The sequence below is a fragment of the Hyphomonas sp. genome, from assembly GCF_013823385.1.
Lineage (GTDB): Bacteria > Pseudomonadota > Alphaproteobacteria > Caulobacterales > Hyphomonadaceae > Hyphomonas.
On record NZ_PNMA01000035.1, the window covers coordinates 14,584 to 35,374 of the forward strand.

General features: G+C 62.6%; 20 protein-coding genes and 1 pseudogene. 14 read left to right on the forward strand and 7 right to left on the reverse strand.

Going from position 1 to position 20,791, the window contains the following annotated elements; genetic code table 11:
• Positions 1–138 precede the first annotated feature (138 nt).
• A complete protein-coding gene (locus C0456_RS16630; RefSeq protein ID WP_291054393.1) occupies positions 139–1,317 on the forward strand; it encodes an acetate/propionate family kinase in 1,179 nt (392 codons plus the stop codon).
• 91 nt (positions 1,318–1,408) lie between these two features.
• Entirely contained in the window at positions 1,409–2,089 is a 681-nt protein-coding gene (locus C0456_RS16635; protein ID WP_291054395.1) for a sigma-70 family RNA polymerase sigma factor, read from the forward strand.
• A 34-nt stretch (positions 2,090–2,123) separates the two neighbouring features.
• Here the strand turns inward: C0456_RS16635 and C0456_RS16640 are convergent, their stop codons facing one another.
• Positions 2,124–2,858 carry a Crp/Fnr family transcriptional regulator gene (locus C0456_RS16640; protein ID WP_291054397.1) on the reverse strand — a complete coding sequence of 245 codons (735 nt, stop codon included), beginning with the start codon at positions 2,856–2,858 and terminating at the stop codon, positions 2,124–2,126.
• A 317-nt stretch (positions 2,859–3,175) separates the two neighbouring features.
• Between C0456_RS16640 and C0456_RS16645 the strand changes: the two genes are divergently transcribed.
• The 3 genes from C0456_RS16645 to C0456_RS16655 all read left to right on the forward strand — a co-directional run bounded on the left by C0456_RS16645 (position 3,176) and on the right by C0456_RS16655 (position 4,585).
• A complete protein-coding gene (locus C0456_RS16645; protein WP_291054399.1) occupies positions 3,176–3,514 on the forward strand; it encodes a hypothetical protein in 339 nt (112 codons plus the stop codon).
• Between the two features lie 145 nt (positions 3,515–3,659).
• Positions 3,660–3,917: a DUF2933 domain-containing protein gene (locus C0456_RS16650; protein WP_367179304.1), complete on the forward strand. Its 258-nt coding sequence runs from the start codon at positions 3,660–3,662 to the stop codon at positions 3,915–3,917.
• Positions 3,918–3,940: 23 nt separating this feature from the next.
• Positions 3,941–4,585, forward strand: a complete 645-nt coding sequence (locus tag C0456_RS16655; protein ID WP_291054403.1) for an isoprenylcysteine carboxylmethyltransferase family protein — start codon at positions 3,941–3,943, stop codon at positions 4,583–4,585.
• Positions 4,586–4,646: 61 nt separating this feature from the next.
• Here C0456_RS16655 and C0456_RS16660 read toward each other — a convergent pair whose 3' ends face one another.
• Positions 4,647–4,835: a hypothetical protein gene (locus C0456_RS16660; protein ID WP_291054405.1), complete on the reverse strand. Its 189-nt coding sequence runs from the start codon at positions 4,833–4,835 to the stop codon at positions 4,647–4,649.
• 6 nt (positions 4,836–4,841) lie between these two features.
• Here C0456_RS16660 and C0456_RS16665 point away from each other — a divergent pair, with 6 nt between their 5' ends.
• The 7 genes from C0456_RS16665 to C0456_RS16695 all read left to right on the forward strand — a co-directional run bounded on the left by C0456_RS16665 (position 4,842) and on the right by C0456_RS16695 (position 15,757).
• A complete protein-coding gene (locus C0456_RS16665) occupies positions 4,842–6,791 on the forward strand; it encodes a heavy metal translocating P-type ATPase (protein WP_291054408.1) in 1,950 nt (649 codons plus the stop codon).
• 17 nt (positions 6,792–6,808) lie between these two features.
• Entirely contained in the window at positions 6,809–7,801 is a 993-nt protein-coding gene (locus tag C0456_RS16670; protein WP_291054411.1) for a ribose-phosphate pyrophosphokinase, read from the forward strand.
• A gap of 39 nt (positions 7,802–7,840) precedes the next feature.
• The gene (locus tag C0456_RS16675) at positions 7,841–10,210 is read left to right on the forward strand and encodes a xylulose 5-phosphate 3-epimerase (RefSeq protein ID WP_291054414.1); all 2,370 of its coding nucleotides are present in this window, start codon (positions 7,841–7,843) and stop codon (positions 10,208–10,210) included.
• A gap of 11 nt (positions 10,211–10,221) precedes the next feature.
• Entirely contained in the window at positions 10,222–11,580 is a 1,359-nt protein-coding gene (locus C0456_RS16680; protein WP_291054417.1) for an MBL fold metallo-hydrolase, read from the forward strand.
• The gene (locus C0456_RS16685; RefSeq protein ID WP_291054420.1) at positions 11,577–13,103 is read left to right on the forward strand and encodes a thymidine phosphorylase family protein; all 1,527 of its coding nucleotides are present in this window, start codon (positions 11,577–11,579) and stop codon (positions 13,101–13,103) included. Before C0456_RS16680 ends, C0456_RS16685 begins: the two co-directional genes overlap by 4 nt.
• Before the next feature lie 40 nt (positions 13,104–13,143).
• The gene (locus tag C0456_RS16690) at positions 13,144–14,184 is read left to right on the forward strand and encodes a type II glyceraldehyde-3-phosphate dehydrogenase (protein ID WP_291054423.1); all 1,041 of its coding nucleotides are present in this window, start codon (positions 13,144–13,146) and stop codon (positions 14,182–14,184) included.
• Between the two features lie 280 nt (positions 14,185–14,464).
• Positions 14,465–15,757 (forward strand): hypothetical protein, encoded by a 1,293-nt coding sequence (locus C0456_RS16695; protein WP_291054426.1) that lies wholly within the window; start codon positions 14,465–14,467, stop codon positions 15,755–15,757.
• Positions 15,758–16,099: 342 nt separating this feature from the next.
• Here C0456_RS16695 and C0456_RS16700 read toward each other — a convergent pair whose 3' ends face one another.
• The 5 genes and pseudogenes from C0456_RS16700 to C0456_RS16720 all read right to left on the reverse strand — a co-directional run bounded on the left by C0456_RS16700 (position 16,100) and on the right by C0456_RS16720 (position 19,902).
• Positions 16,100–17,041, reverse strand: coding sequence for a copper resistance protein B (locus C0456_RS16700; protein WP_291054429.1), 942 nt, complete (start codon positions 17,039–17,041; stop codon positions 16,100–16,102).
• Positions 17,042–17,088: 47 nt separating this feature from the next.
• Positions 17,089–17,523: pseudogene (locus tag C0456_RS16705) on the reverse strand (multicopper oxidase domain-containing protein); the annotation flags it as partial.
• A gap of 32 nt (positions 17,524–17,555) precedes the next feature.
• Positions 17,556–18,887 (reverse strand): APC family permease, encoded by a 1,332-nt coding sequence (locus C0456_RS16710; protein ID WP_291054436.1) that lies wholly within the window; start codon positions 18,885–18,887, stop codon positions 17,556–17,558.
• Positions 18,884–19,381: a DUF411 domain-containing protein gene (locus tag C0456_RS16715; RefSeq protein ID WP_291054439.1), complete on the reverse strand. Its 498-nt coding sequence runs from the start codon at positions 19,379–19,381 to the stop codon at positions 18,884–18,886. Before C0456_RS16715 ends, C0456_RS16710 begins: the two co-directional genes overlap by 4 nt.
• A gap of 251 nt (positions 19,382–19,632) precedes the next feature.
• Positions 19,633–19,902: a DUF5676 family membrane protein gene (locus C0456_RS16720; RefSeq protein ID WP_367179301.1), complete on the reverse strand. Its 270-nt coding sequence runs from the start codon at positions 19,900–19,902 to the stop codon at positions 19,633–19,635.
• A gap of 139 nt (positions 19,903–20,041) precedes the next feature.
• On the opposite strand from C0456_RS16720, the gene C0456_RS16725 reads away from it, so the two are divergent.
• Positions 20,042–20,428 carry a hypothetical protein gene (locus C0456_RS16725; protein ID WP_291054445.1) on the forward strand — a complete coding sequence of 129 codons (387 nt, stop codon included), beginning with the start codon at positions 20,042–20,044 and terminating at the stop codon, positions 20,426–20,428.
• A complete protein-coding gene (locus C0456_RS16730; RefSeq protein WP_291054451.1) occupies positions 20,422–20,568 on the forward strand; it encodes a hypothetical protein in 147 nt (48 codons plus the stop codon). Before C0456_RS16725 ends, C0456_RS16730 begins: the two co-directional genes overlap by 7 nt.
• The last annotated feature ends 223 nt before the right edge of the window (positions 20,569–20,791 follow it).

Below are 20,791 nucleotides of genomic sequence, written 5' to 3' on the forward strand. Positions count from 1 at the left end.
GTTCGATACGGTCATGCTTATGGGTGGACGCGCGCTGATGGCGGTCAGCCGGTCTGGAGCCGACGCCGACACTTTGGCGCCAGCTTGATCGGGGTTAAAGCCGAAGGGCGCGCCAACTCGTAACCTGGCTAACACCCCATGACCGACACGATCCTCACCATCAATCCCGGCTCCGCCACGATCAAGCTGGGAGTGTTCGCGCTCGACCGGGGGAGCGCGCGCGTGCTCGGCCGGGCAACGCTCGACGAGGCCACGAGCAAACTTCGCGTGCAGGCGGGCGAAACGCGCGCCGAGTATGCTTTATCGTCGGAAGCGCCGACGCCAGTGCTGATCGAACAGGCGCTCGCGTGCCTTGCCGGTCATCTCCCCATGCGGGGGCTGAAGGCGATCGGTCAGCGCGTTGTCCACGGCGGCGACCACTTCGCCGGTCCAGCGCTCATCAATGATGACGTGCTTGCCGAGATCGAGGCGCTGACCTCGCTTGCGCCCCTTCATCAGCCAAAGAGCGTCGCTCTGATCCACGCGCTGCGGCAGCTCTGCCCCAACGTCGCACAGATCGCGTGCTTCGACACCGCCTTCCATCGCACACAGCCGGATCTTGTGCGCCGCTTCGCCCTTCCCCGGGTCCTGTTTGACGCCGGCGTGAAGCGCTTCGGATTTCATGGCCTGTCCTATCAATTCATCGCTGCCGAGCTCGAACGGCGCCGGCCAGACCTTGCCCGCAGTCGCATCGTCGCAGCACACCTCGGAGCCGGCGCAAGTATCTGTGCGCTCGAAGGCGGTGTCAGCCGCGACACGACGATGGGATTTTCCACTCTCGACGGGGTGCCGATGGCCACGCGTTGCGGCGCGACTGATCCCGGCGTCCTGATCCACCTGATGCGCGCCCGCAACATGTCAGCCGATGCGCTCGAACATATGCTCTACCACGAGTCCGGCTTACTCGGCCTATCCGGCATCAGCGGCGACGCGCGGGTACTGGCTGAGAGCGATGCGGCAAGCGCAGACGAGGCGTTGGAAATCTTCGCGTTCCGGGTTGCGCGCGAGGCGGCCGCGCTCGCTTCGACGATCGGCGGAGTCGACGCGTTGGTGTTCACCGGCGGGATCGGCGAGCACCAGCCCGAGATGCGCGCCCGCATCTGCGCGCGTCTCGCCTGGCTGGGCATCACCTGCGACGCCGACGCCAATAACGCGGGCGCCTTTGACATCGCCTCGCCTGGGGCCAGAGTGGCTGTCCTGATCATCCCTGCGAACGAAGAGCAGGCAATGGCCGAGCAATGCGCCACGATCTTGGGGGCAGCCGGCCAATGGCACTGATTTTGATCTGGATCGAAGACAGGCACCCTTTTGTGAGCAACGCTTGTCATTCGTATTCCGCATCGAGCGGCGAGTCAGGTCTTGGGATTCAATGACCAAATCGAGTGACGCCACGCCATCAGCCGAAGATGCGGCCAAGCCGCACGACGCGGCCGTCCAGCGCGCGCTGGTCGAAGCGCAGGAGGAGATCCTCGTTTTCCTCCGTCAACGTCTGCGCAACCACGACGAGGCGGAGGAGGTGTTGCAGCGTTTCTCGCTCCGCGTGCTGGAGCGCTCCAGCCAGCTCCGCGACGTCCAGACCGTGCGCGGGTGGCTCGGTCGAATCCTCGCCACCACCATCGTCGATCACCAGCGCGCTCAGGCACGCCGGCATCGGCGAGAGGCGGCAGCCGACAGCATCGACATCGAAGCGCTACCCGCCGACCCCGACGCGGAGATCGACGCCACCGTGTGCAATTGCCTCTACCGACTCTTGCCGACGCTGAAGGCCGAATATGCCGACGTCATCTGGCGGGCCGATATTCTGGGCGAGCCACGGGACCGGCTGGCCGCGAGCCTTGGCATCTCGCTGAACAATGTGACCGTCCGCCTGCATCGCGGCCGTAAGGCGCTGCGCATGCGGCTTGAGGAAATGTGCCGCACTTGCTCAACGCACGGTTTCCTCGACTGCCGCTGTGATGAGATGCCGCTCGGCACCGATGGGCCAGTCGCCCAGGCCAAGCCTGCTCGCCCCCTGGCCAGATCCCGGCGCGCGCGAAAAGACGACGCATGATCCGTCGCGCCACATCGCCGCGTGCGGCGGCGCGTCACAGCCACGCCATCGCGGCGTTGTGGTCGACGCCGGCTACACGGACAAGTCGATCCGGATCGAGGATGCGCAGCCGGCGATGATGAAACTCAACGACGCCTTCCTTGCGCAACGTGCGCAAAATGCGGTTCACATGGACGAACGTAAGCCCCGTCGCATCACCGATATGCTCTTGAGTGAGCGGCAGATACATCTCCTCGATGCGGTTGCCTGGCCATTGCGTTCGGCAGCGCACGAACAGTTCGAGAACCAGGCGGGCGACGCGCTCGCGCGCATTGCACCGGCCGACGCTGGTGAGGTGGTCGAAGGCGAGCGCGCGGTCGCGGCTCAAGGAGCGCACCAGCCGCATAGCGACGTCGGGATTGTCGCGCATGCGCGCGTTCAGCACGTCGAGCGGGATGCAGCATACGAGCGCCCCGGTGAGCGCCTGCGCGCCGTAGGTAGCGCGTCCGCTCGACGTCCCGAACATGCCGAATACCCCACCCGGCAGCACGAACTGGACGATCTGCCTGCGTCCATCCTCCAGCAAGGTGTAGAGCGACACCCAGCCGTCGATGAGATTGCAAACGGCATCGAACGGAGCGCCGACGCCGAACAGCTCCTGGCCAGCTTCGATCTTTCGATCCGCGCCGTGCAAGCCGGGAAGCAGGCGAAGCGCGTCGGCACCGTCATCGATAACCGAGCCATTGCCCGAGCGGCCCGGTCGCTCAGTCGACACCGTCATCCGCGCCATGATCGGCCTCGGTGTCGGTCGTCCTGGGCTTGTCGGTCCTGATCCATTTGCGTGCGCTCCCGGTTTGCAATCGAGAGGACGCCATTCATTGCCCTTCTGGGCACGCGGCGTCCTGTAAGGATAAGGACGCCAAAGCTGTCCCGATATTACACCTCAGAAAGATCACCGGCGCGAAACGCGCGTGGCGGTTGCAATGGATACGCGCGTGCGACACGCGCCCCTCAACGAAAAACTTGACCGGAGTTAAAGACCGAGCTTGCAGGCGGGGATACGACATTGGTGGACCCGCCTATGCACCGGAGCCCCTATGGCCTCTCATGTCTAAGCCGCTTTCTCAGGAAGCCGTGCGCACCGGAATCATGGTTGCCATGCGCCTCGAAGGGCCGATCCTCTGTCCATTCTTTGCGTGCTGCGATGGCGTGGTCGTTTTGTCGGCTGACGGCGCGGTCGAAACCTTTCCCGCAAGCCAGGCTTATGGAGAGCGCGCCATCTACGACGTAATCGCCGAAAGCGGCGTCGAGCGATTGGTCTGCGGCTTCATCGCCGAACCCTGCCGCGACCTCCTACGCGCACGCGGCATCGACATTCGCCTCGGCTCATGCCGCGAGGCGATCACGACGCTGGCTGCCCGCTTCGACACGCTCCCCACCGCCTGAATGCCGGAGCCGAACGCGCACTATCGCCCGACAAAGGCTCCCGCACGATTTAATGCAGATCAAAGACGTGGCTCCTCTGGTCTCTATTCTTGGCCACCAAGAATGGGTCTGCCTGCGCGCCGACCGGTCGGAACGGAGGCAGATGATGGAATATGAGAACGCCAAACGCGACCCAGACCATCGCCGATTGTCTATCGCAAATATCGTCCTGGTGGGTTTCCTCGTGATCGCGGGCGTCTTTCTCATCCTCGAACACCGAGCCCATCTGCTCGGCTGGCTACCGTTCCTGATTATCCTCCTGTGTCCGCTGATGCACATCTTCATGCACCGCGGCCACGGCGGACATGGCGGCTCCGCGGGGGCGTCTGAAGGTGAGCGGGTGCAGCGCCCTCACCGTCACTGATCGGATTGTCAGGGGGCGCTTTCATGGAAAATGATATTCCGGCCTATGGGCTTTGGTGGCTGGTGGTGCTGAACTCGACCGTCTTCATCCTGTTCGCGGTCAGCTTCTTCAAGCCGCAGACCAGGCGGGATTGGCGTTCGTTCGGTGCGTTTAGCGCGTTCATCATCGCACTGTTCACCGAGATGTATGGGTTTCCGCTCACCATCTATCTGCTCTCGGGTTGGCTACAGAGCCGCTATCCGGGCGTCGATTGGTTCACGCACGATGCCGGCCATCTTCTTGAAGAACTGTTCGGCTGGCGCGGAAATCCGCATTTCGGTCCGTTTCATCTGCTCAGCTTCGCGTTTATCGGCGGCGGCTTCATCCTGATCGCTTCGGCCTGGAAGACGCTCTATGTCGCCCAGCGTGACGGCGTGCTCGCGACGACGGGCGCCTATGGCTCGATCCGTCACCCCCAATATTTAGGCTTCATCCTCGTGATGTTCGGGTTCCTGCTGCAATGGCCGACGCTGCTGACGCTCCTCATGTTTCCGGTGCTGGTCGTCATGTATGTGCGTCTCGCCCGTACCGAGGAGCGCGATGCGATCGCAAGCTTCGGCGCCGACTATGAGAGCTACAGGCGCCGCGTTCCCGGGTTCATTCCGCGCCTGAGGCGCGTGCGTTCGTGATGAAGGCACTGCACCGCAGCGGCGACCATGAGGGGTGCATGCGGTGGGCGCGTAATACACATCAAATACTTTTGACCACTGGCACGCCGATCGCCATCAAGCTCACAAGAAGGATCAAGGGATGAATCAGCCTGGCGGGCATCACGCGCACCACCATCAACAGCATGAACCAGCTGCGGGTGCGGCTGGGGCCGTTGTTGTCCAGGCATCCGGTTCTACCCATGCCGATCATGCCGGCGGCCACGATCATGGCGCGATGATTGCCGATTACCGGCGTCGCTTCTGGGTGACTTTAGTCCTGACGCCGCCCGTGCTGCTCTTGTCGCCGATGATTCAGCATTGGCTGGGCCTTGCCGGGACCATCTCCTTTCCCGGCGATGGGCTTCTGCTCTTCGCGCTCTCCACCATCGTCTATGTCTATGGCGGCTGGCCGTTTCTGACTGGCGTCGTCTCCGAGCTGCGCAAGAAGCAGCCCGGTATGATGACCCTGATCGCGCTGGCGATCTCGGCCGCCTATTTCTTCTCCGCGGCCGTCACCTTCGGCTTTCCGGGGGAGGCTTTCTATTGGGAGCTGGTGACGCTGATCGGCATCATGCTGCTCGGCCACTGGATCGAGATGCGCTCGGTCATGGGCGCGTCGCGCGCGCTTGAGGAGCTCGTGCGCCTTTTGCCCGACACCGCGACGCGCATCGACGCCAATGGCGCGACCCAGGAAGTCCCGATATCGGCCTTGATGCCGGGCGACCACGTGCTGGTCCGTCCTGGCGCCAAGGTGCCGGTGGACGGCAATATTCTTGAAGGGGCTTCTGGCTTCAACGAAGCGATGTTGACGGGTGAGTCGCGCCCCGTCTCTAAAGGAGTGGGCGAACCGGCGATCGGCGGTGCGATTAATGGCGCCAACGCTGTAACCATCGAAGTGACCGCAACCGGCGACAAGACCTATCTCGCCCAGGTCATCGAGCTGGTGAAGAAGGCGCAGGCGACGCGCTCGCGCACCCAGGACCTCGCCAACCGCGCCGCCGCCTGGCTCACCTATATCGCGCTTGTGGTCGGCGTCGGCACGCTCATCGTCTGGCTGCTGCTCGGCCAGACGCCCGCGTTCGCAGTGGAACGGATGGTGACTGTCATGGTCGTCGCCTGTCCGCATGCGCTCGGGCTCGCCGTGCCGCTGGTGGTCGCCGTCAGCACATCGCTCAGTGCCCGCAATGGCCTACTCATCCGCGACCGCGCCGCCTTTGAGCGCGCGCGCAATCTCAACGCCGTCGTGTTCGACAAGACCGGCACACTGACCGAAGGCCGCTTCGGGGTCAGCGACATCGTCCTGCTCAGCGATGGGGATGAGAATGCGGAACTCGCCTTCGCGGCGGCGGCTGAAAGCCAGTCCGAGCACCCGATTGCGCACGGCATCGTTGCGGAAGCAAAGGATCGCGGCCTCAACTGGCCCAAGGCGAGCGAGGTGCGCAACATCACCGGCGAGGGGATCCTGGCGAATGTCGGTGGAGAAGATATCCGCATCGTCAGCCCCGGTCATCTCGCCCGCACCAGCGAGGAGATTTCCGACCCGCGCCTGAAGAAGCTCGAGAGCCAGGGCAAAACCGTTGTCGTCCTGGTGCGCGGCGGAGCGCCGCGCGCCCTGTTCGCACTCGCCGACATCGTCCGGCCGGAATCGAAACAGGCGATCACCGAACTCAAATCGCTCGGCGTCGATTCGATCATGCTCACCGGCGACGCCCACGGCGTCGCCCAGGCGGTGTCGGAAGAACTGGGCATTGCGGAATATTTCGCCGAGGTGCTTCCCAACCAGAAGTCGGAGAAGATCGAGGAGCTGCAATCGCGCGGCCTTGCGGTCGCCATGGTGGGCGACGGCGTCAACGACGCCCCCGCGCTGGTGGTCGCCGATCTCGGTATCGCGATTGGCGCAGGCACCGACGTCGCGGTGGAATCCGCGGACATCGTCCTGGTGCGCAGCGATCCAAGGGACGTGGTCGCCATTCTCGGCCTGTCGCGAGCGACCTATCGTAAAATGGTGCAGAACCTTCTGTGGGCAACCGGCTACAACACGGTCGCGATCCCGATGGCGGCGGGCATCACGTTCGGCACCGGATTACTGATGACGCCGGCGGTGGCGGCCGCGCTCATGTCAATCAGCACCATCATCGTCGCCTTCAACGCGCAATTGCTGCGCTTCTACAGGGGGCGGCGTTGAGCGACAGGGGTAATCAGATGCGCGTGATCTTCGCTCTTCCAGGCAATGAAGCGTTCGCGCAGGCGCTCGCCAAAGCCGGCGGCTTCGAGCTTGGCGTCCTTGAGACCCGGCGCTTTCCCGACGGCGAGAGCTATGTGCGTCTCTTGACGGATGTCGCCGACAAATGCGTGGATCTGGTCAGCACCCTGGCGCGTCCCGACGACGGCTTTCTGAGTCTCGTCTTCGCCGCGGACGCGGCTCGCGACCTTGGCGCGCGCGAGGTTACGCTGGTTGCGCCCTACCTTTCCTATATGCGCCAGGACCGCCGCTTCCAGCCTGGCGAAGCGGTTTCCTCGAAGAGCTTCGCGCGTCTCGTCTCGGCCACGTTCGACCGGCTGGTGACGGTCGATCCGCACCTGCATCGCTATCCGGCGCTGTCGACGCTCTACACGATACCCGACATCACATTGCACGCTGCACCGGTACTTGCCGACTGGATCTCGGCCCATGTCGAGGCGCCCCTGTTGATCGGCCCCGATGAGGAGAGCGAGCAGTGGGTCTCGGCGATCGCCGCACGCGTCGGCGCGCCGTGCACCGTGCTCAAAAAGATCCGGCACGGCGACCGCAGCGTCGATGTCGAGGTTCCCGATCTCGGCGCCTGGCGCGGCCGTCAGCCGGTGCTCGCCGACGATATCGCCTCGTCGGGCCGCACGATGATCGAAGCGGCGCACAAGCTCGCGCTTCAAGGTTTCGCAAAGCCGGTCTGTGCAGTCATTCATGGGGTCTTCGCCGAGGATTCCTATGAGCGCCTTGCCGCCCTTTCGAGCCGCATTGTCTCATCCGATGCGGTGCCCCACCAGACGAACGCGATCGGGCTTGCGCCACTCGTCGCTGAAGCACTCGCGCAAGTTCATGCCGGCGCGGAAAACCTCATTCGCCATCGCCGTCCCCCAGAGCCGCTCGATGAGGTCGAGCGTGCGGGCTTCGATTCCTTTCCGGCCAGCGACCCGCCGCCCTGGACCGCAGGCTGACCCGCTACGCTCATCGGCGAACGACAGGAACAGGTGACAATGACGCGACCAGATTTCTTTGAGACTTGGCGCACGGGTTTCGGCCCGATCGTCCACTCCGACGAGACGATCGAGCGTGTCCGCGCGCTCGCCGCGACCAGCGACGTCGGCGCCGAGACGCTTTACCGGATCCTGATCGCCGCCGACCGGCTTGCCAGCGCAGCGATGTGGACGGTCGTTCACATGAGCTATGCGGAACGCGTCGACCTCTCCGGCGCACCACTCCCAGCCGATGCGTTCAAGACCACGCCGGAAGGTCATACGGGCGGGTCGCTCAACATGGTTCCCGCCTTCGTCGGATATCTCGCCGCTAACGCGCTGAGCGCCAGAACGCGCGCCTGGTTGATGGGACAAGGTCATAGCGTCGCCGCGATCGAGGCGGTGAACGCGCTCACCGGCGATGTCTCGCCGGCACAGCAGGGTCGCTATGACAGAAGCGAGGCCGGCCTCTCGCGTCTCGCCGCAGACTTTTATTCCTATGCGATCGCCGCCGATGGGGCCGCAGCGGTCCCGCTTGGCAGCCATGCCGGGCCGAACACGGCCGGCGCGATCTCCGAGGGCGGCTACCTCGGCTTTGCCGAGGTGCAGTATGTCCATATGCCGCTGCCGGGCGAGAGCCTCGTCGCCTTCCTGAGCGACGGGGCGTTCGAGGAACAGCGCGGCTCGGACTGGACTCCGCGCTGGTGGCGCGCGGAAGATAGCGGCTTTGCCATTCCCGTGATGATCCTCAATGGCAGGCGGATCGAGGAGCGCGCGCAGATCGCCCAGCAAGGCGGAGCCGAATGGCTCGCCGATCATCTGCGGCTCAACGGCTTCGATCCGTTCGCCATCGACGGACGCGATCCGGCGGCCTTTGTCTGGGCCATATTGGAGGCAGAGCATCGCTTCGAGAGTTTCATCACCGATCCGACGCGCCGTTATCCGGCGCCGATCCCCTATGTGATAGCCGAGACGGTCAAGGGTTACGGTTTTCCGGGGTCGGACACGAACGCTGCTCACAATCTGCCGATCGCCGGCAATCCCGCTCTCGACGAGGCGGCGCGACGCACCTTCAACGAGGCGGCGGCTGTGCTGTTCGTGCCGCCCGATGAGATCGCGCAGGCCGTCGAAACGCTCGCCGTCCACGACGCGCAGCGCCGACCGCCGGAAAGCCGTCATCCTCTGGCGCTGCGTCGCCCCCAGGCACCGACACTGCCCGAGCCGAAATGGGAACAGGCGGGCGCTCCTCCCGACTGCGCCATGCACGCGCTCGACCGCTGGTTCGTGCGCCTCGTCGACGCCAATCCCGCGCTCCGCGTGCGGGTCGGCAATCCCGACGAATTGCGCTCGAACCATATGGGCGCGGCGCTTGAACGCTTGCGCCACCGCGTCAACGTCCCCGAGCCGGGGGTGGCGGATGCGGTCGACGGCGCCGTCATCACCGCACTTAACGAGGAAGCCGTGGCCGGCGCCGCGCTCGCCAACAAGGGCGGGCTCAACCTGATCGTGAGCTACGAAGCGTTCGCGATGAAGATGCTCGGGGGTCTACGCCAGGAGATCGTGTTCGCGCGGCGCCAGCGCGAGATCGGCCAGGAGCCGGGCTGGATTTCGGTCCCACTCATCGTCACCTCTCATACTTGGGAAAACAGCAAGAACGAGCAATCGCACCAGGATCCGACCATCGGCGAAGCGCTGCTCGGCGAGATGAGCGACACTGCTCGCGTCCTGTTCCCGGTGGACGCAAACAGCACCGTCGCGGCCCTGCATTCTGTCTATCAGGGACGCGGCCAGGTGGCGTGCCTCATCGTTTCCAAGCGCGATATGCCCCATCGCCTCGACGGAGAGGCGGCGCTGCAAGTCGTTGAGGCAGGAGCGGCCCACATTGAAGGCTCAGCAGCCGACGCGGACGTGCAGCTCGTCGCCATCGGAGCCTATCAGCTCGAAGAGGCGCTGAAGGCCGCCCGCCGACTCGCCGACGCCGGCGTACGGCCGCTCGTCACCGTGCTGATCGAGCCGGGCCGTTTCCGGGCGCCGCGCGATCCGATCGAACGGTCGTTCACAGCGAGCGACGCTGAGCTCGCGGCGATCTTTCCGCCGAACATGCCGCGCGTGATCGTCTCCCATACGCGCCCCGAGCCGATGCTCGGATTGCTGCGCCGACTTGATGGAGGGCCGGCAAGGACGGTCGCGCACGGCTATATCAGCCGGGGCGGCACCCTCGACGTGGCCGGCATGCTGTTCGCCAATCGCTCAACCTGGGCGCATGTGACCGAAAGCGCCGCGCGGCTGCTGAACCGGTCCCGTAATGAGTTTCTTTCCCCCGCCGAATGCGCTGCCGTCGATGGTCGCGGCGATCCCCATGATCTCATCACGCCACCGCCGGCGAACTGAAAGGCTGCTTGATGCTCACCATGACCTCACTTGGCGCCGCCGGAACCGTCACCGGTTCGAAGCATCTGCTCGAGCATGACGGCAAGCGCATCCTGATCGATTGCGGCCTGTTCCAAGGCATGAAAAATCTGCGCGAACTCAATTGGGAACCGCTGCCGGTCTCGCCAGCCAGCATCGATGCGGTCATTCTCACCCATGCCCATCTCGATCACTCGGGCTATTTGCCGCGCCTCGTGCGCGACGGCTTTCGCGGTCGCATCTATGCAACAGCGGCGACGCGCGACGTGGCGGCGCTCATTCTCAAGGATAGCGGCTATCTCAACGAGAAGGACGCCGATTTCCTCAACCGCATCGGCGCCACGCGGCACAAGCCGGCCTTGCCGCTCTATGGCGTGCGCGACGCCGAACGCGCGATCGAGTCCTTCAGCTCGGTCCCGTTCGCCAAATCCACCGAACTGCCGGGCGGCGCGAGGGTCACCTTTCGCCATGCCGGGCACATCCTCGGCGCCGCGACAGCAGATGTCGAATGGGGCGGTCGGCGTGTCGTCTTCTCCGGTGATCTCGGCCGCTATTCCGATCCCTTCATGCTGGACCCGGAGCCGGTCGCCCAAGCCGACTTCGTCGTGATCGAGTCAACTTATGGCAACCGCATCCATGACCCGACCGATGCAGCCGAAGCGCTGGGCGCGGTCGTGGAACGCACCGTCCGTCGCGGCGGGACGGTCATCATCCCGGCCTTCGCGGTCGGACGCGCTCAGGCGCTTCTCTATTATCTCTGGAAGCTGCGGGAGGCTGGTCGGCTGAAGAACATCCCGATTTACCTGGACAGTCCGATGGCCATCAATGCGACCGACATGCTGTGCGAATATCTCGCCGACCATCGGCTGGCGCCCGACGTTTGCCGCGCTTCGTGCGATATCGCCACCTATACGCGCGAGGTCGAGCAATCGAAGGCGATCACCGCGAGCCCTTATCCCAAGATCGTCATTTCGGCGAGCGGCATGGCGACGGGCGGGCGTGTGCTTCATCACCTCAAGACGTTCGCGCCCGACCACAAGAACACCATTGTCTTCTCCGGCTTCCAGGCGGCGGGAACCCGCGGGCGCGCGATGCTCGAAGGTGCGCGCGAGATAAAGATCCATGGCCAATGGATTTCGGTCGAGGCGGAAGTCGCCGACCTGCCGATGCTGTCCGCCCACGCTGACGCCAATGAACTGATGCGCTGGCTGTCAGGATTTCAGCGTCCGCCGCAGCGGGTCTTCATCGTGCATGGTGAGGAGCAAGCCTCGGAGGCGTTGCGGTCGCGCATCGACCATGAATTGGGGTGGGACGCTGTCGTCCCACGCCAATCGCAGGTGTTCGAGCTGTGACGACGTTCGACGCGGGCACCCTCGTCCAGCCGACATTGCGCGCACGGCGGCTCGGCCTGCACAGCCAGCACCAGCCTATCGTAATCATGCGCACCGACTGCCATGTCTGTCGCGCGGAGGGACTTTCCGGGCGTTCGCAAGTGCTGCTCTCGGCTGGCGGTCGCGAGGTGCGGGCGCTGCTCTATCAGGTCGAAGGCGATGGTTTGCTCGCGCCGGGCGAGGCGGCGCTCTCGGAACCGGCCTGGGAAATGCTCGGCGTCGCCGAGGGAGACGCCATCGCGGTCACGCATGCGCCGGCGGTCGAGTCGCTCGCCAACGTGCGTCGGCGCATCTACGGCCATCGCCTCGACGCGGGCGCACTCGCCGCCATTGTCGGCGATGTCGCCCAAGGCCACTATACCGATGTCCACCTTGCAGCCTTCCTCACCTCGAGCGCGGCGCTGCCGCTCGACGAAAACGAAACCGCAGACCTTACTGCCGCGATGATTGCCGTCGGCGAGCGTCTGTCGTGGAACGCGCCGGTCGTGGTCGACAAACATTGTGTTGGGGGGCTGCCGGGCAACCGCACCACGCCGCTGGTCGTGGCGATTGTCGCGGCGAACGGCCTCATCATGCCGAAAACTTCATCGCGCGCGATCACGTCACCGGCCGGAACCGCAGATACGATGGAGACGCTTGCCCCGGTGGATCTGGACCTTGCCGCGCTGAAGCGCGTGGTCGAACAGGAGGGAGGCTGCATCGCCTGGGGCGGCGCCGTCCACCTCAGTCCCGCTGACGACAAGTTCGTGCGCATCGAGCGCGAGCTGGACGTCGATACCGAGGGCCAGCTCATTGCCTCGGTCTTGTCCAAAAAGATCGCGGCGGGCTCGACCCATGTGGTCATCGACATTCCGGTAGGCCCAACCGCCAAGGTGCGCAGCGAAGAGAGCGCCCGCCATCTCGCCGAACGCATACGGGCGGTGGCCGCGCGCTCGGGCCTCGAGGCGCGCTGCCTGCTCACCGACGGCTCCCAGCCGGTCGGACGCGGCGTCGGCCCGGCGCTGGAGGCGCGCGACGTGCTCGCCGTCTTGCGCAATGCGCCCGAGGCCCCGGATGATCTCCGCCGGCGCGCCGCGATGCTCGCCGGCGCCGCGCTCGAGATCGGCGGCAAGGCCGAACCCGGCCAGGGCGTTTCGCTCGCGCTCACGACACTCGCCGATGGGCGCGCCTGGACGAAATTCGCGGCGATCTGCGAAGCCCAAGGCGGCATGCGAACTCCGCCGGTCGCCGCGCAGTCTCATCCCATCGTCGCCCCGCGCGCCGGGCGCGTTGTTCATATCGACAATCGCAAGCTGGCGCGTCTCGCCAAGCTTGCCGGTGCGCCCGACGTCAAGGCCGCAGGCATCCACATGGAAACGCGTCTCGGCGAGGAGGTCGAACGGGGCCAGCCACTCTTGCATCTGCACGCCGAAACCACTGGCGAACTCGCTTATGCGCTCGATTATGCCGCAGCCGCCAACGACATCATTCGGGTGGAGCAATGAATCGAGCCTGGACGCGCGAAACTGAAAGAGCAGGACAGAGATGACAAACACCAATCCAGTTCGAGTCGCGATCAACGGTTACGGCGTCATCGGCAAGCGGGTGGCCACGGCCATTCTGGCTCAGAAGGACATGAGGCTCGCAGGAGTAGCCGACATCACCACGGACTGGCGCCTGCGAGTGCGCGAAGGACAAGGGGTCGATCTTTATGCTGCGACGTCTGAGCACGCCAAAGCGATGCGGGAGGCTGGCATCCCCATTGCCGGCACTCTCGACGATCTTCTTGGGCAGGCTGACGTCGTCGTCGATTGCACACCCAAGCGCATCGCCGCGCAGAATGCAGAGACCTATCGGGCAAGCGGCTTCAAGTTCATCGTTCATGGTGGCGAGAAGCATGCCGTCACGGGACATTCCTTCGTCGCGGAGGTCTCGTTCGATAGCGCGGTGGGAAGAACGGCGACGCGGGTGGTGTCTTGCAACACGACCTCGATCGTGCGCACTCTGACAACGCTCAAGCGCGCAGGCCTCCTGAAGCATGCTCGCGGCACCCTGCTGCGGCGGGCCACCGATCCGTGGGAAAGCCACCTCGGCGGCATCATGAACACGCTCGTTCCCGAGCCTGACATCCCCAGCCACCAGGGGCCTGACGCCCAAAGCGTGGATCCGGAGCTCGACGTTGTGACGATGGCCGTCAAAGTTCCGCAGACGCTGGCGCATCTTCACTATTGGTCGGTGAAGTTGACGCGGAGCGCGAGCGAGGACGAGGTACTCAATGCGTTCCGGTCTTCGTCCAGGATTGCCCTGATCCGCGCCGGCGATGGCCTCGCCGCTATCAACACGGTTAAGGAGTTGATGGCCGACCTCGGCCGCCCGCATGATAATCTCTACGAGGTCGCGTTGTGGGAGGACATGCTCAAGGTCGAGGGCGACGAGCTGTTCTACGCCTATATGGTCGATAACCAGGCCATCGTCATTCCCGACACGATTGACGCCATCAGAGCGCTGACCGGCCTAGCCGGGACTGCCGAAGACTCGATCGCGCAGACCAATGAAGCGCTCGGCGTCCGCACCAGGTTCTACTGACATCGAGCGCGACCAGCACCAATAGGTCAAAAATCTGCGCCTCACGCCGGGTCGAGACGAGCGACGGAGCGATGATGAAGGTCACACTCGAGCTTGAAATGTCCGCTTAACCAGATTGGGAAATGGGTGCAATTTAACCTGACAACGCCAGCGGAAGCGATCACTTATTCGGATCACCTGATGGCAAGCGCCGATGAACCGATTGGCGCCAAACGTGTGAGATGGATTGATGGGATGGGCACCCCGTGATTGCCTGGACCTGGACATGTGAGGCTGCGCCATGACCCACGACACTGCCCCAGAACGCACCTCAGGGCATGAAGAGCTTAACCGGGAGTGCTTCTGCACCTCCGTTGACCGCGAAGCTCTGGGCAAAGTTCTGGCTGAGGAGTCCGGGCATTTGTTGCTGTTCCCCCAGCTTGCGTCGACCCACCCGCATCTGTTCTCGGGAGTGACAAGTTTTCTGCCCAGTTCGATGCTGGATGGGATGCTTGCAATCGTGTCCGCCGTGGAAAAAATTAGCGCGCTTCCAGCGTATCAGCAGGCTGTTCTCGCTCACGCTCCGCAACTGGCACGCGAAGACCATGGTCCACACGGCGTATTCATGGGCTATGATTTTCATTTGGGCCCGCAGGGGCCTCGGCTCATTGAAATCAACACCAATGCAGGCGGCGCATTTCTGAACGCACTCATGGCTCGGGTGCAACGGCGCTGCTGCGGAGCGCAGAACGCAAGAATTTCACCGTCGAATAGTTTCGACTTCGCGGTCAAGGATATGTTCCAGCGAGAATGGCGGAGCCAGCGACCTTCGGGAGATCTCCGCCGCATCGCGATCACCGATGATCGTCCGCAGGAGCAGTACCTTTATCCGGAGTTCATAATTGCGCGACAGATGCTCCAGAAACAAGGTTTTGAGGTAGAGATCGTCGATGGCGCCGGTTTCCGTCGTGACCGTGGGCAGTTGCTCGCCAATGACCGCCCCGTCGACCTTATATACAACCGGATGACCGACTTTGCTTTGGAAGAGCATTCCCACGAGCCGATCCGCCGGGCCTACGAGGCTGGCGAAGTCGTTCTGACGCCGAATCCGCGCAACCACGCAATCTACGCAGACAAGCGCAATCTAGTGCTTCTATCCGATCCTGACACGCTGCTGCAGTTGGGCGTCGTGGCGGAGGTCATCGCGGTGCTCTCGGCCGGAATTCCCGCGACCCTGCGTGTGACTCCTGCCAACGCCGATGCCCTCTGGGCAACGCGTGGCAAATTGTTCTTCAAGCCAGCGGGAGGGTTCGGGTCGAAAGCAGCGTTTCGTGGTGACAAAATCACGCGGCGGGTTTGGGCAGAGATCCTGCAGAATGGCAACTTCATAGCCCAAACCTACGTGCCTACCAGCAACAGGTTGGTCCGTGTCGATGGCGAAACGGTTGCGCGTAAAATGGACGTTCGACTTTACACTTATTGCGGAGACCTCCTTCTGGTGGCGAGCCGACTTTACCAAGGCCAGACAACCAACATGCGAACGCCGGGAGGTGGATTTGCCCCTGTTCTTCTGATAGGGCTACCTAACGGGTAAATGCCCGATGGGCGGCTGATCGACCCCGACTGGGTGGCCTGCAATACGCCGCACTCGTGCAATCGGCTCGGCGCTGTTCTCTTGGGTGTGAGCCATAGCCTAGTCCCCAGCTTATATGAACTGATGTGGTGGTCCCTCGCGGTAACAGAGTTCAAATCCTTCTCTGGCATGGCAGCTTGGCGCCCGCGTCCAATCATCGCCGTCCCCGGCGAGGAATCACTCCTTTCGGCCCGGTCGTTCGGCCGTCCTGACCGTTCCCCGTTCAAGAACAGCATGTCACGCGAAAGGCAGGAGGACCGACCTGCCTCAATGAGACGGGTCGGTCCTGAAATTATATCCTCGTTAGAACCAGGAGCGGATTCCGATCAGGAACTTCAATCCTCCGGCCTTCTCGCCTTCCGCACGCCGGAAATCCGCCGTATCGCCAAAGGCGCGTTCGTAGTTCACGCCGACATAGGGTGCGAACTCGGGCACGAATTGGTAGCGCAGACGCAACCCCAGCTCGGCAGTAGAAAGGCCGGAGCCTATGCCCAGTTCGGGAACGTCCTGCGCGGCGAAGTTCAATTCGGCTGCGGGCTGGAGGATCAGCTTTTGCGTCAGACGCAGATCATATTCCGCTTCGATCCGCGCAGTGACATCGCCCTTGTCCGATAAAAACAGGGCACCGTCGACTTCAAACCAATAGGGAGCAAGACCCTGCACACCCAGCACGGCATAGCTGCGATCCCGGCCGGCTCGAAAATCGTGACGGACGCCGGCCTGGAGGTTCCACCACGGGTCGAGAGCACGGCTCCAGAGCGCCTGTACCTCAACGCTTTCCAAACGCTCGCCGAAGTTGCTCTCGCCCTCGGTCTTGAACCAGAGCCTGTCGATATCGCCGCCATACCAGCCCTGCGCGTTCCACGCATAACCGTCCTTGCCCTTGCCGATGACTGCTTCGAGCTGATCGATCAGGATCATGCCGCTTTTGATATCGCCATGCTCCTTGCGAACCACTTCGCGCGCGGGGGCCATTGTCGCGGCGCCGAAAAAGGCATCCGCAGCGTGACTGGGGCCACTCAATGCCGCCGCGGAAGGCCCTTTCACTGGCGGATCGGGAATGCCGGGTTCATGTCCCGCATGCGCGTGGTGCGAGTCCGTTGTCGGGGCAGAAGGCATCTGGTGGCCGGCGTGCGGATCTGTCGGCTCCGAAGGCTTCGGCGGCATGTCGTGCCCGGCATGGGGATCGGCTGATTTTTCATCCATCTGATGCTGCGCGTGCAGATCGGCCGGCGTCTGCTGCACGGCGGCGCCATGATCATGCTGCGCCAGGGCAGGCGTTGCGATCGTGACTAGGAGTATGCCCAGGAAAGACTTCGTGCTGCTTCTCCCTCAAGCGGGCGGACGGTGACGACACGAAACATCCCTGCGTGCATGTGGAGCAGCAAATGGCAGTGAAACGCCCAGTCACCCGGAGCATCGGCAGTCAGGTCGAAGCTGACCTTACCGCCGGGCAGCACATTAACGGTGTGCTTGCGCGGATAGCTGCCGGTGTGGCCGTTCACCACCTCGAAAAAATGACCATGCAGATGGATTGGATGGGTCATCATCGTATTGTTGATGAGCACGACGCGCGCGCGCTCGTTGCGTTCGAAACGGATCGGTTCGACGCCTTCGCTGAATTTTTCGCCATCGAACGACCACATGAAGCGTTCCATGTTGCCGGTGAGATGAACCTCGATCGTGCGCTGCGGAGGGCGTGTGTCAGGGTTAGGAGTGAGTGACATGGCCCATAGAAGCCACCGCAAGCCTTTGAGGTTCACGAGTGAGAGTGTGCAGGATCGGGTGCCTCCTTGTCGCGGAGCTGGCCAAGATAGAGTGCTTCGAAGGCAAAGATCGCAGCCATTGAACCGATTGCGATCACAACAATTATCGGGTCGGCACTGGCTTTGATGAACAGGAAGGCGCCAAGCGCGATCAGGTCAAACAGGATTGCGGCGATCAGGACCCAGGCCCGAGCTCCGACATCTTCGCGCAAATAACGTAGCACGCCGTAATGGATGATGATGTCCATAACCAAATAGTAGATTGCGCCAAGCGATGCGATCCGGCCAAGGTCGAAAAAGCCAGCCAGGAGCGCGGCGAGGACCACTGTGTAGACCAGCGTATGGGTCTGGACGCCGCCCGGCATGCCGAAGTGCTTATGGGGGATCAGGTTCATGTTCGTCAGCATGGCGAGCATGCGGGAAACAGCGAACACGCTGGCCAAAAGTCCGGACGCAGTAGCGATGATCGCAATGAACACCGTGAACGCCACGCCGAGATCGCCAAAGGCAGGGCGGGAGGCTTCGGCCAAAGAGAAATCCTTGGCCGCAACAATTTCTTCAAGTGTCAATGAGGATCCGACAGCCAGAGCGACCGCCATGTAAACAACAAGGCAGATCGCGAGAGACCACATGATCGCGCGGCCGACATTCTTGTTCGGGTCCTGAACTTCGTCGCCGCTGTTCGTGATTGTCGTGAATCCCTTGAAGGCCAGGATTGCCAGGGCAACGCCGGCCAGGAAGCCGGCGGGCCCGGTCTCATTCGATCGTGCCGATGACCCTGCCTCGAAAGAAAGCCCTGACGCCCAGAGCGCCGCGCCCGCAAAGACGAGAATCCCGCCGACTTTGAGGACTGCAGCGACTTTCGAAATTCCGCCAATGATCTTGTTGCCTGATATGTTGATCACAAAGGCAAAGACGATCAGTGCGACGGCCAGGAGGGACACCAGAATGCTGTCCTTGGCGACGTCGAACAGTTGCAGCGTATAGGCGCCAAATGTGCGGGCAACGAGACTCTCATTGATGATCATCGACATGGTCATGAGAAGTGCGCTGGCCGCGGCAATTGTCGTCGGACCGTACGCCTTCTGGAGGATCATCGCGATGCCGCCAGCCGACGGATACTTGTTCGACATCTTGATATAGGTATAGGCGCTGAATCCGCTGATCATGGCGGCTAGCAGAAAGGCGAGCGGGAAGGAGGGTCCGGAGAATTGTGCCACTTGGCCGGTTAGCGCAAAGATGCCGGCCCCGATCATCACGCCTGTTCCCATCGCGACGGTCCCGGCGAGACTTAAGGAGCCTTTCTTGTATGTTTCAGATGTCACTGATTTGAAGCCTGGTCTGTCGGGACGCGGCCGACATAGCTGGCAAACACGCTTTGCGCCTCATCGCTGAATACGATCACATCATAGGCGTCAGGGGGGCTGGTTGTCTCCATCCCGGGCGAACCCATTGGCATGCCGGGTACGGAAAGTCCGGCCGCAGCAGGTCGCTCTTCTAGAAGTCTGCGGATTGCAGCGGCCGGAACATGCCCTTCGATCGCATATCCGCCAATCTTGGCTGTGTGGCAGGAGGCGAGTTCGTCGGGGACGCCAAGGGAGGCCCGCACAGGCGCCAGATCTTCGCGCTCGAACACGCGGACGTCGAGCCCATCTCGCTGGAGATGCTTGATCCAGGCCGTACAGCAGCCACAGGAGGGCGTTTTGTATACGGTAATGGTCTGCGCACTTGCCTGTCCTGAAGTCTCGCCCACGATGACGACTCCCACGACCAGTGCGATGAGCGCCGCGCCCAGCGCGCCAACAATCCATTTAGACATTGAAGTATCCTTCCAGATGGTAATTTGTCGACGGCACACTTATGGGGGTCGCGTCGGACATTGCAACTTAGCGTCGTTGCTGATGGGGTTGGTGTATTTGAACCTTGCACTCGCGGTTTTGCGGTCCGGGAAACTTCCGTCTGCCGCTCCAGGGTGTCGATGAAGTATTTCGCTGCCGGTCGCCTTCCACGATCCAGCAAGTGGGCTCAACGGGATGAGTCTCGGAAACAACATAAGCAGTCTGCTGCGCGCTAATCCTGCCGACGATCAAACATTCGATAAAGCGGTATAAAGATGAGCGCGATGTACCACCCATAGAGATAGCTCTCGGTAAGCCCGAGCAAGAAGCTCTGCACCGAGACAAATTTGAATCCAGGGAGAAGTAGCTCCCACGCGCCGTGCATGTGCAGGCTTGGGGGCATAACGAGTCCCCATGCAATGCACAGCGTAAACGAAAGGGACAGAAAAGCCGAAAGGGCATGCCCGGTTGGAATGAGACGCATCGAAATTTCCTCTATCATAGAACGCCGACCTATGGCTTGGCGCCCATCGCAGGGAATCACCAGCGTATGCGGGCATACCCTATGGAGGTGTCATATACCGCTAGGGCGTGTATGGCTAGGTCGCCTTGCGAAATGGGCACATCAGGGACAAGGCAGTTTGCCGATCGACGATCTGTGCAGCGGTCAAGTGGAATTTGCCGCCACTCCCCTTGGACGGAGCGATCCAGAACTAGCAAATAATCTGCATCAAAAGAGAAAGAACATGGCGGGCAAAATCCACTCACCCGAACTGACAATATTGAAGCTGCGAGAACGTGAGGTCTACCGGGCTGGGGGCTTTAAGGTTGGCGAAGTGATCCGCCGCCTGGGTGTAGACCAGATTACCAACTACCGACGGCGCCAGGAATACGACGGGATGAAGGTCGATCAGGCCAAATGCCTGAAGGATCTTGAGAACGACAATGCCCCGCCGGAAGCGCTTGTCGGGCTGATGCCAAACCCGACGAAGCGAAACCCAAGAAAGCCGCCAACCGGAAAGTGGTAGGGCCCTCACGCAAACGCGCCTACATTGAGCACCGCGTCAGCGAAACCGGCGTAAATGAATTTTTCAATGGCTGGCTCCGGGACGAATGCCTCAAGGTCGAGCTGTTCAACAATCTCACGGAAGCAAAAATCGTCATCTAAATGTGGCGCAGACATCCCAGTGAGACCACGCTCGTCGCTGCGCTACAGCGCCTCCGGTGCCGGTCACCTTCCTCCCGACTGATCTGGTCTGCAACAGATCGCGGCTCAAATCCTATCTGGCGTCCACCAAAGGCACTCTGATGGTTGCATAAAGTGTGGCGTCATCGTTGGGGGCGTCGGTGGACGTCGCGATCATCACGCCAAACCGCAGATAGCTGTTCTT

Coding starts and splice junctions, on each gene's coding strand:
- C0456_RS16630 (WP_291054393.1), top strand. CDS start 139: ATGACCGACACGATCCTCACCATCAATCCCGGCTCCGCCACGATCAAG.
- C0456_RS16635 (WP_291054395.1), top strand. CDS start 1,409: ATGACCAAATCGAGTGACGCCACGCCATCAGCCGAAGATGCGGCCAAG.
- C0456_RS16640 (WP_291054397.1), bottom strand. CDS start 2,858: ATGGCGCGGATGACGGTGTCGACTGAGCGACCGGGCCGCTCGGGCAAT.
- C0456_RS16645 (WP_291054399.1), top strand. CDS start 3,176: ATGTCTAAGCCGCTTTCTCAGGAAGCCGTGCGCACCGGAATCATGGTT.
- C0456_RS16650 (WP_367179304.1), top strand. CDS start 3,660: ATGGAATATGAGAACGCCAAACGCGACCCAGACCATCGCCGATTGTCT.
- C0456_RS16655 (WP_291054403.1), top strand. CDS start 3,941: ATGGAAAATGATATTCCGGCCTATGGGCTTTGGTGGCTGGTGGTGCTG.
- C0456_RS16660 (WP_291054405.1), bottom strand. CDS start 4,835: ATGATCGTGGCCGCCGGCATGATCGGCATGGGTAGAACCGGATGCCTG.
- C0456_RS16665 (WP_291054408.1), top strand. CDS start 4,842: ATGATTGCCGATTACCGGCGTCGCTTCTGGGTGACTTTAGTCCTGACG.
- C0456_RS16670 (WP_291054411.1), top strand. CDS start 6,809: ATGCGCGTGATCTTCGCTCTTCCAGGCAATGAAGCGTTCGCGCAGGCG.
- C0456_RS16675 (WP_291054414.1), top strand. CDS start 7,841: ATGACGCGACCAGATTTCTTTGAGACTTGGCGCACGGGTTTCGGCCCG.
- C0456_RS16680 (WP_291054417.1), top strand. CDS start 10,222: ATGCTCACCATGACCTCACTTGGCGCCGCCGGAACCGTCACCGGTTCG.
- C0456_RS16690 (WP_291054423.1), top strand. CDS start 13,144: ATGACAAACACCAATCCAGTTCGAGTCGCGATCAACGGTTACGGCGTC.
- C0456_RS16695 (WP_291054426.1), top strand. CDS start 14,465: ATGACCCACGACACTGCCCCAGAACGCACCTCAGGGCATGAAGAGCTT.
- C0456_RS16715 (WP_291054439.1), bottom strand. CDS start 19,381: ATGTCTAAATGGATTGTTGGCGCGCTGGGCGCGGCGCTCATCGCACTG.
- C0456_RS16720 (WP_367179301.1), bottom strand. CDS start 19,902: ATGATAGAGGAAATTTCGATGCGTCTCATTCCAACCGGGCATGCCCTT.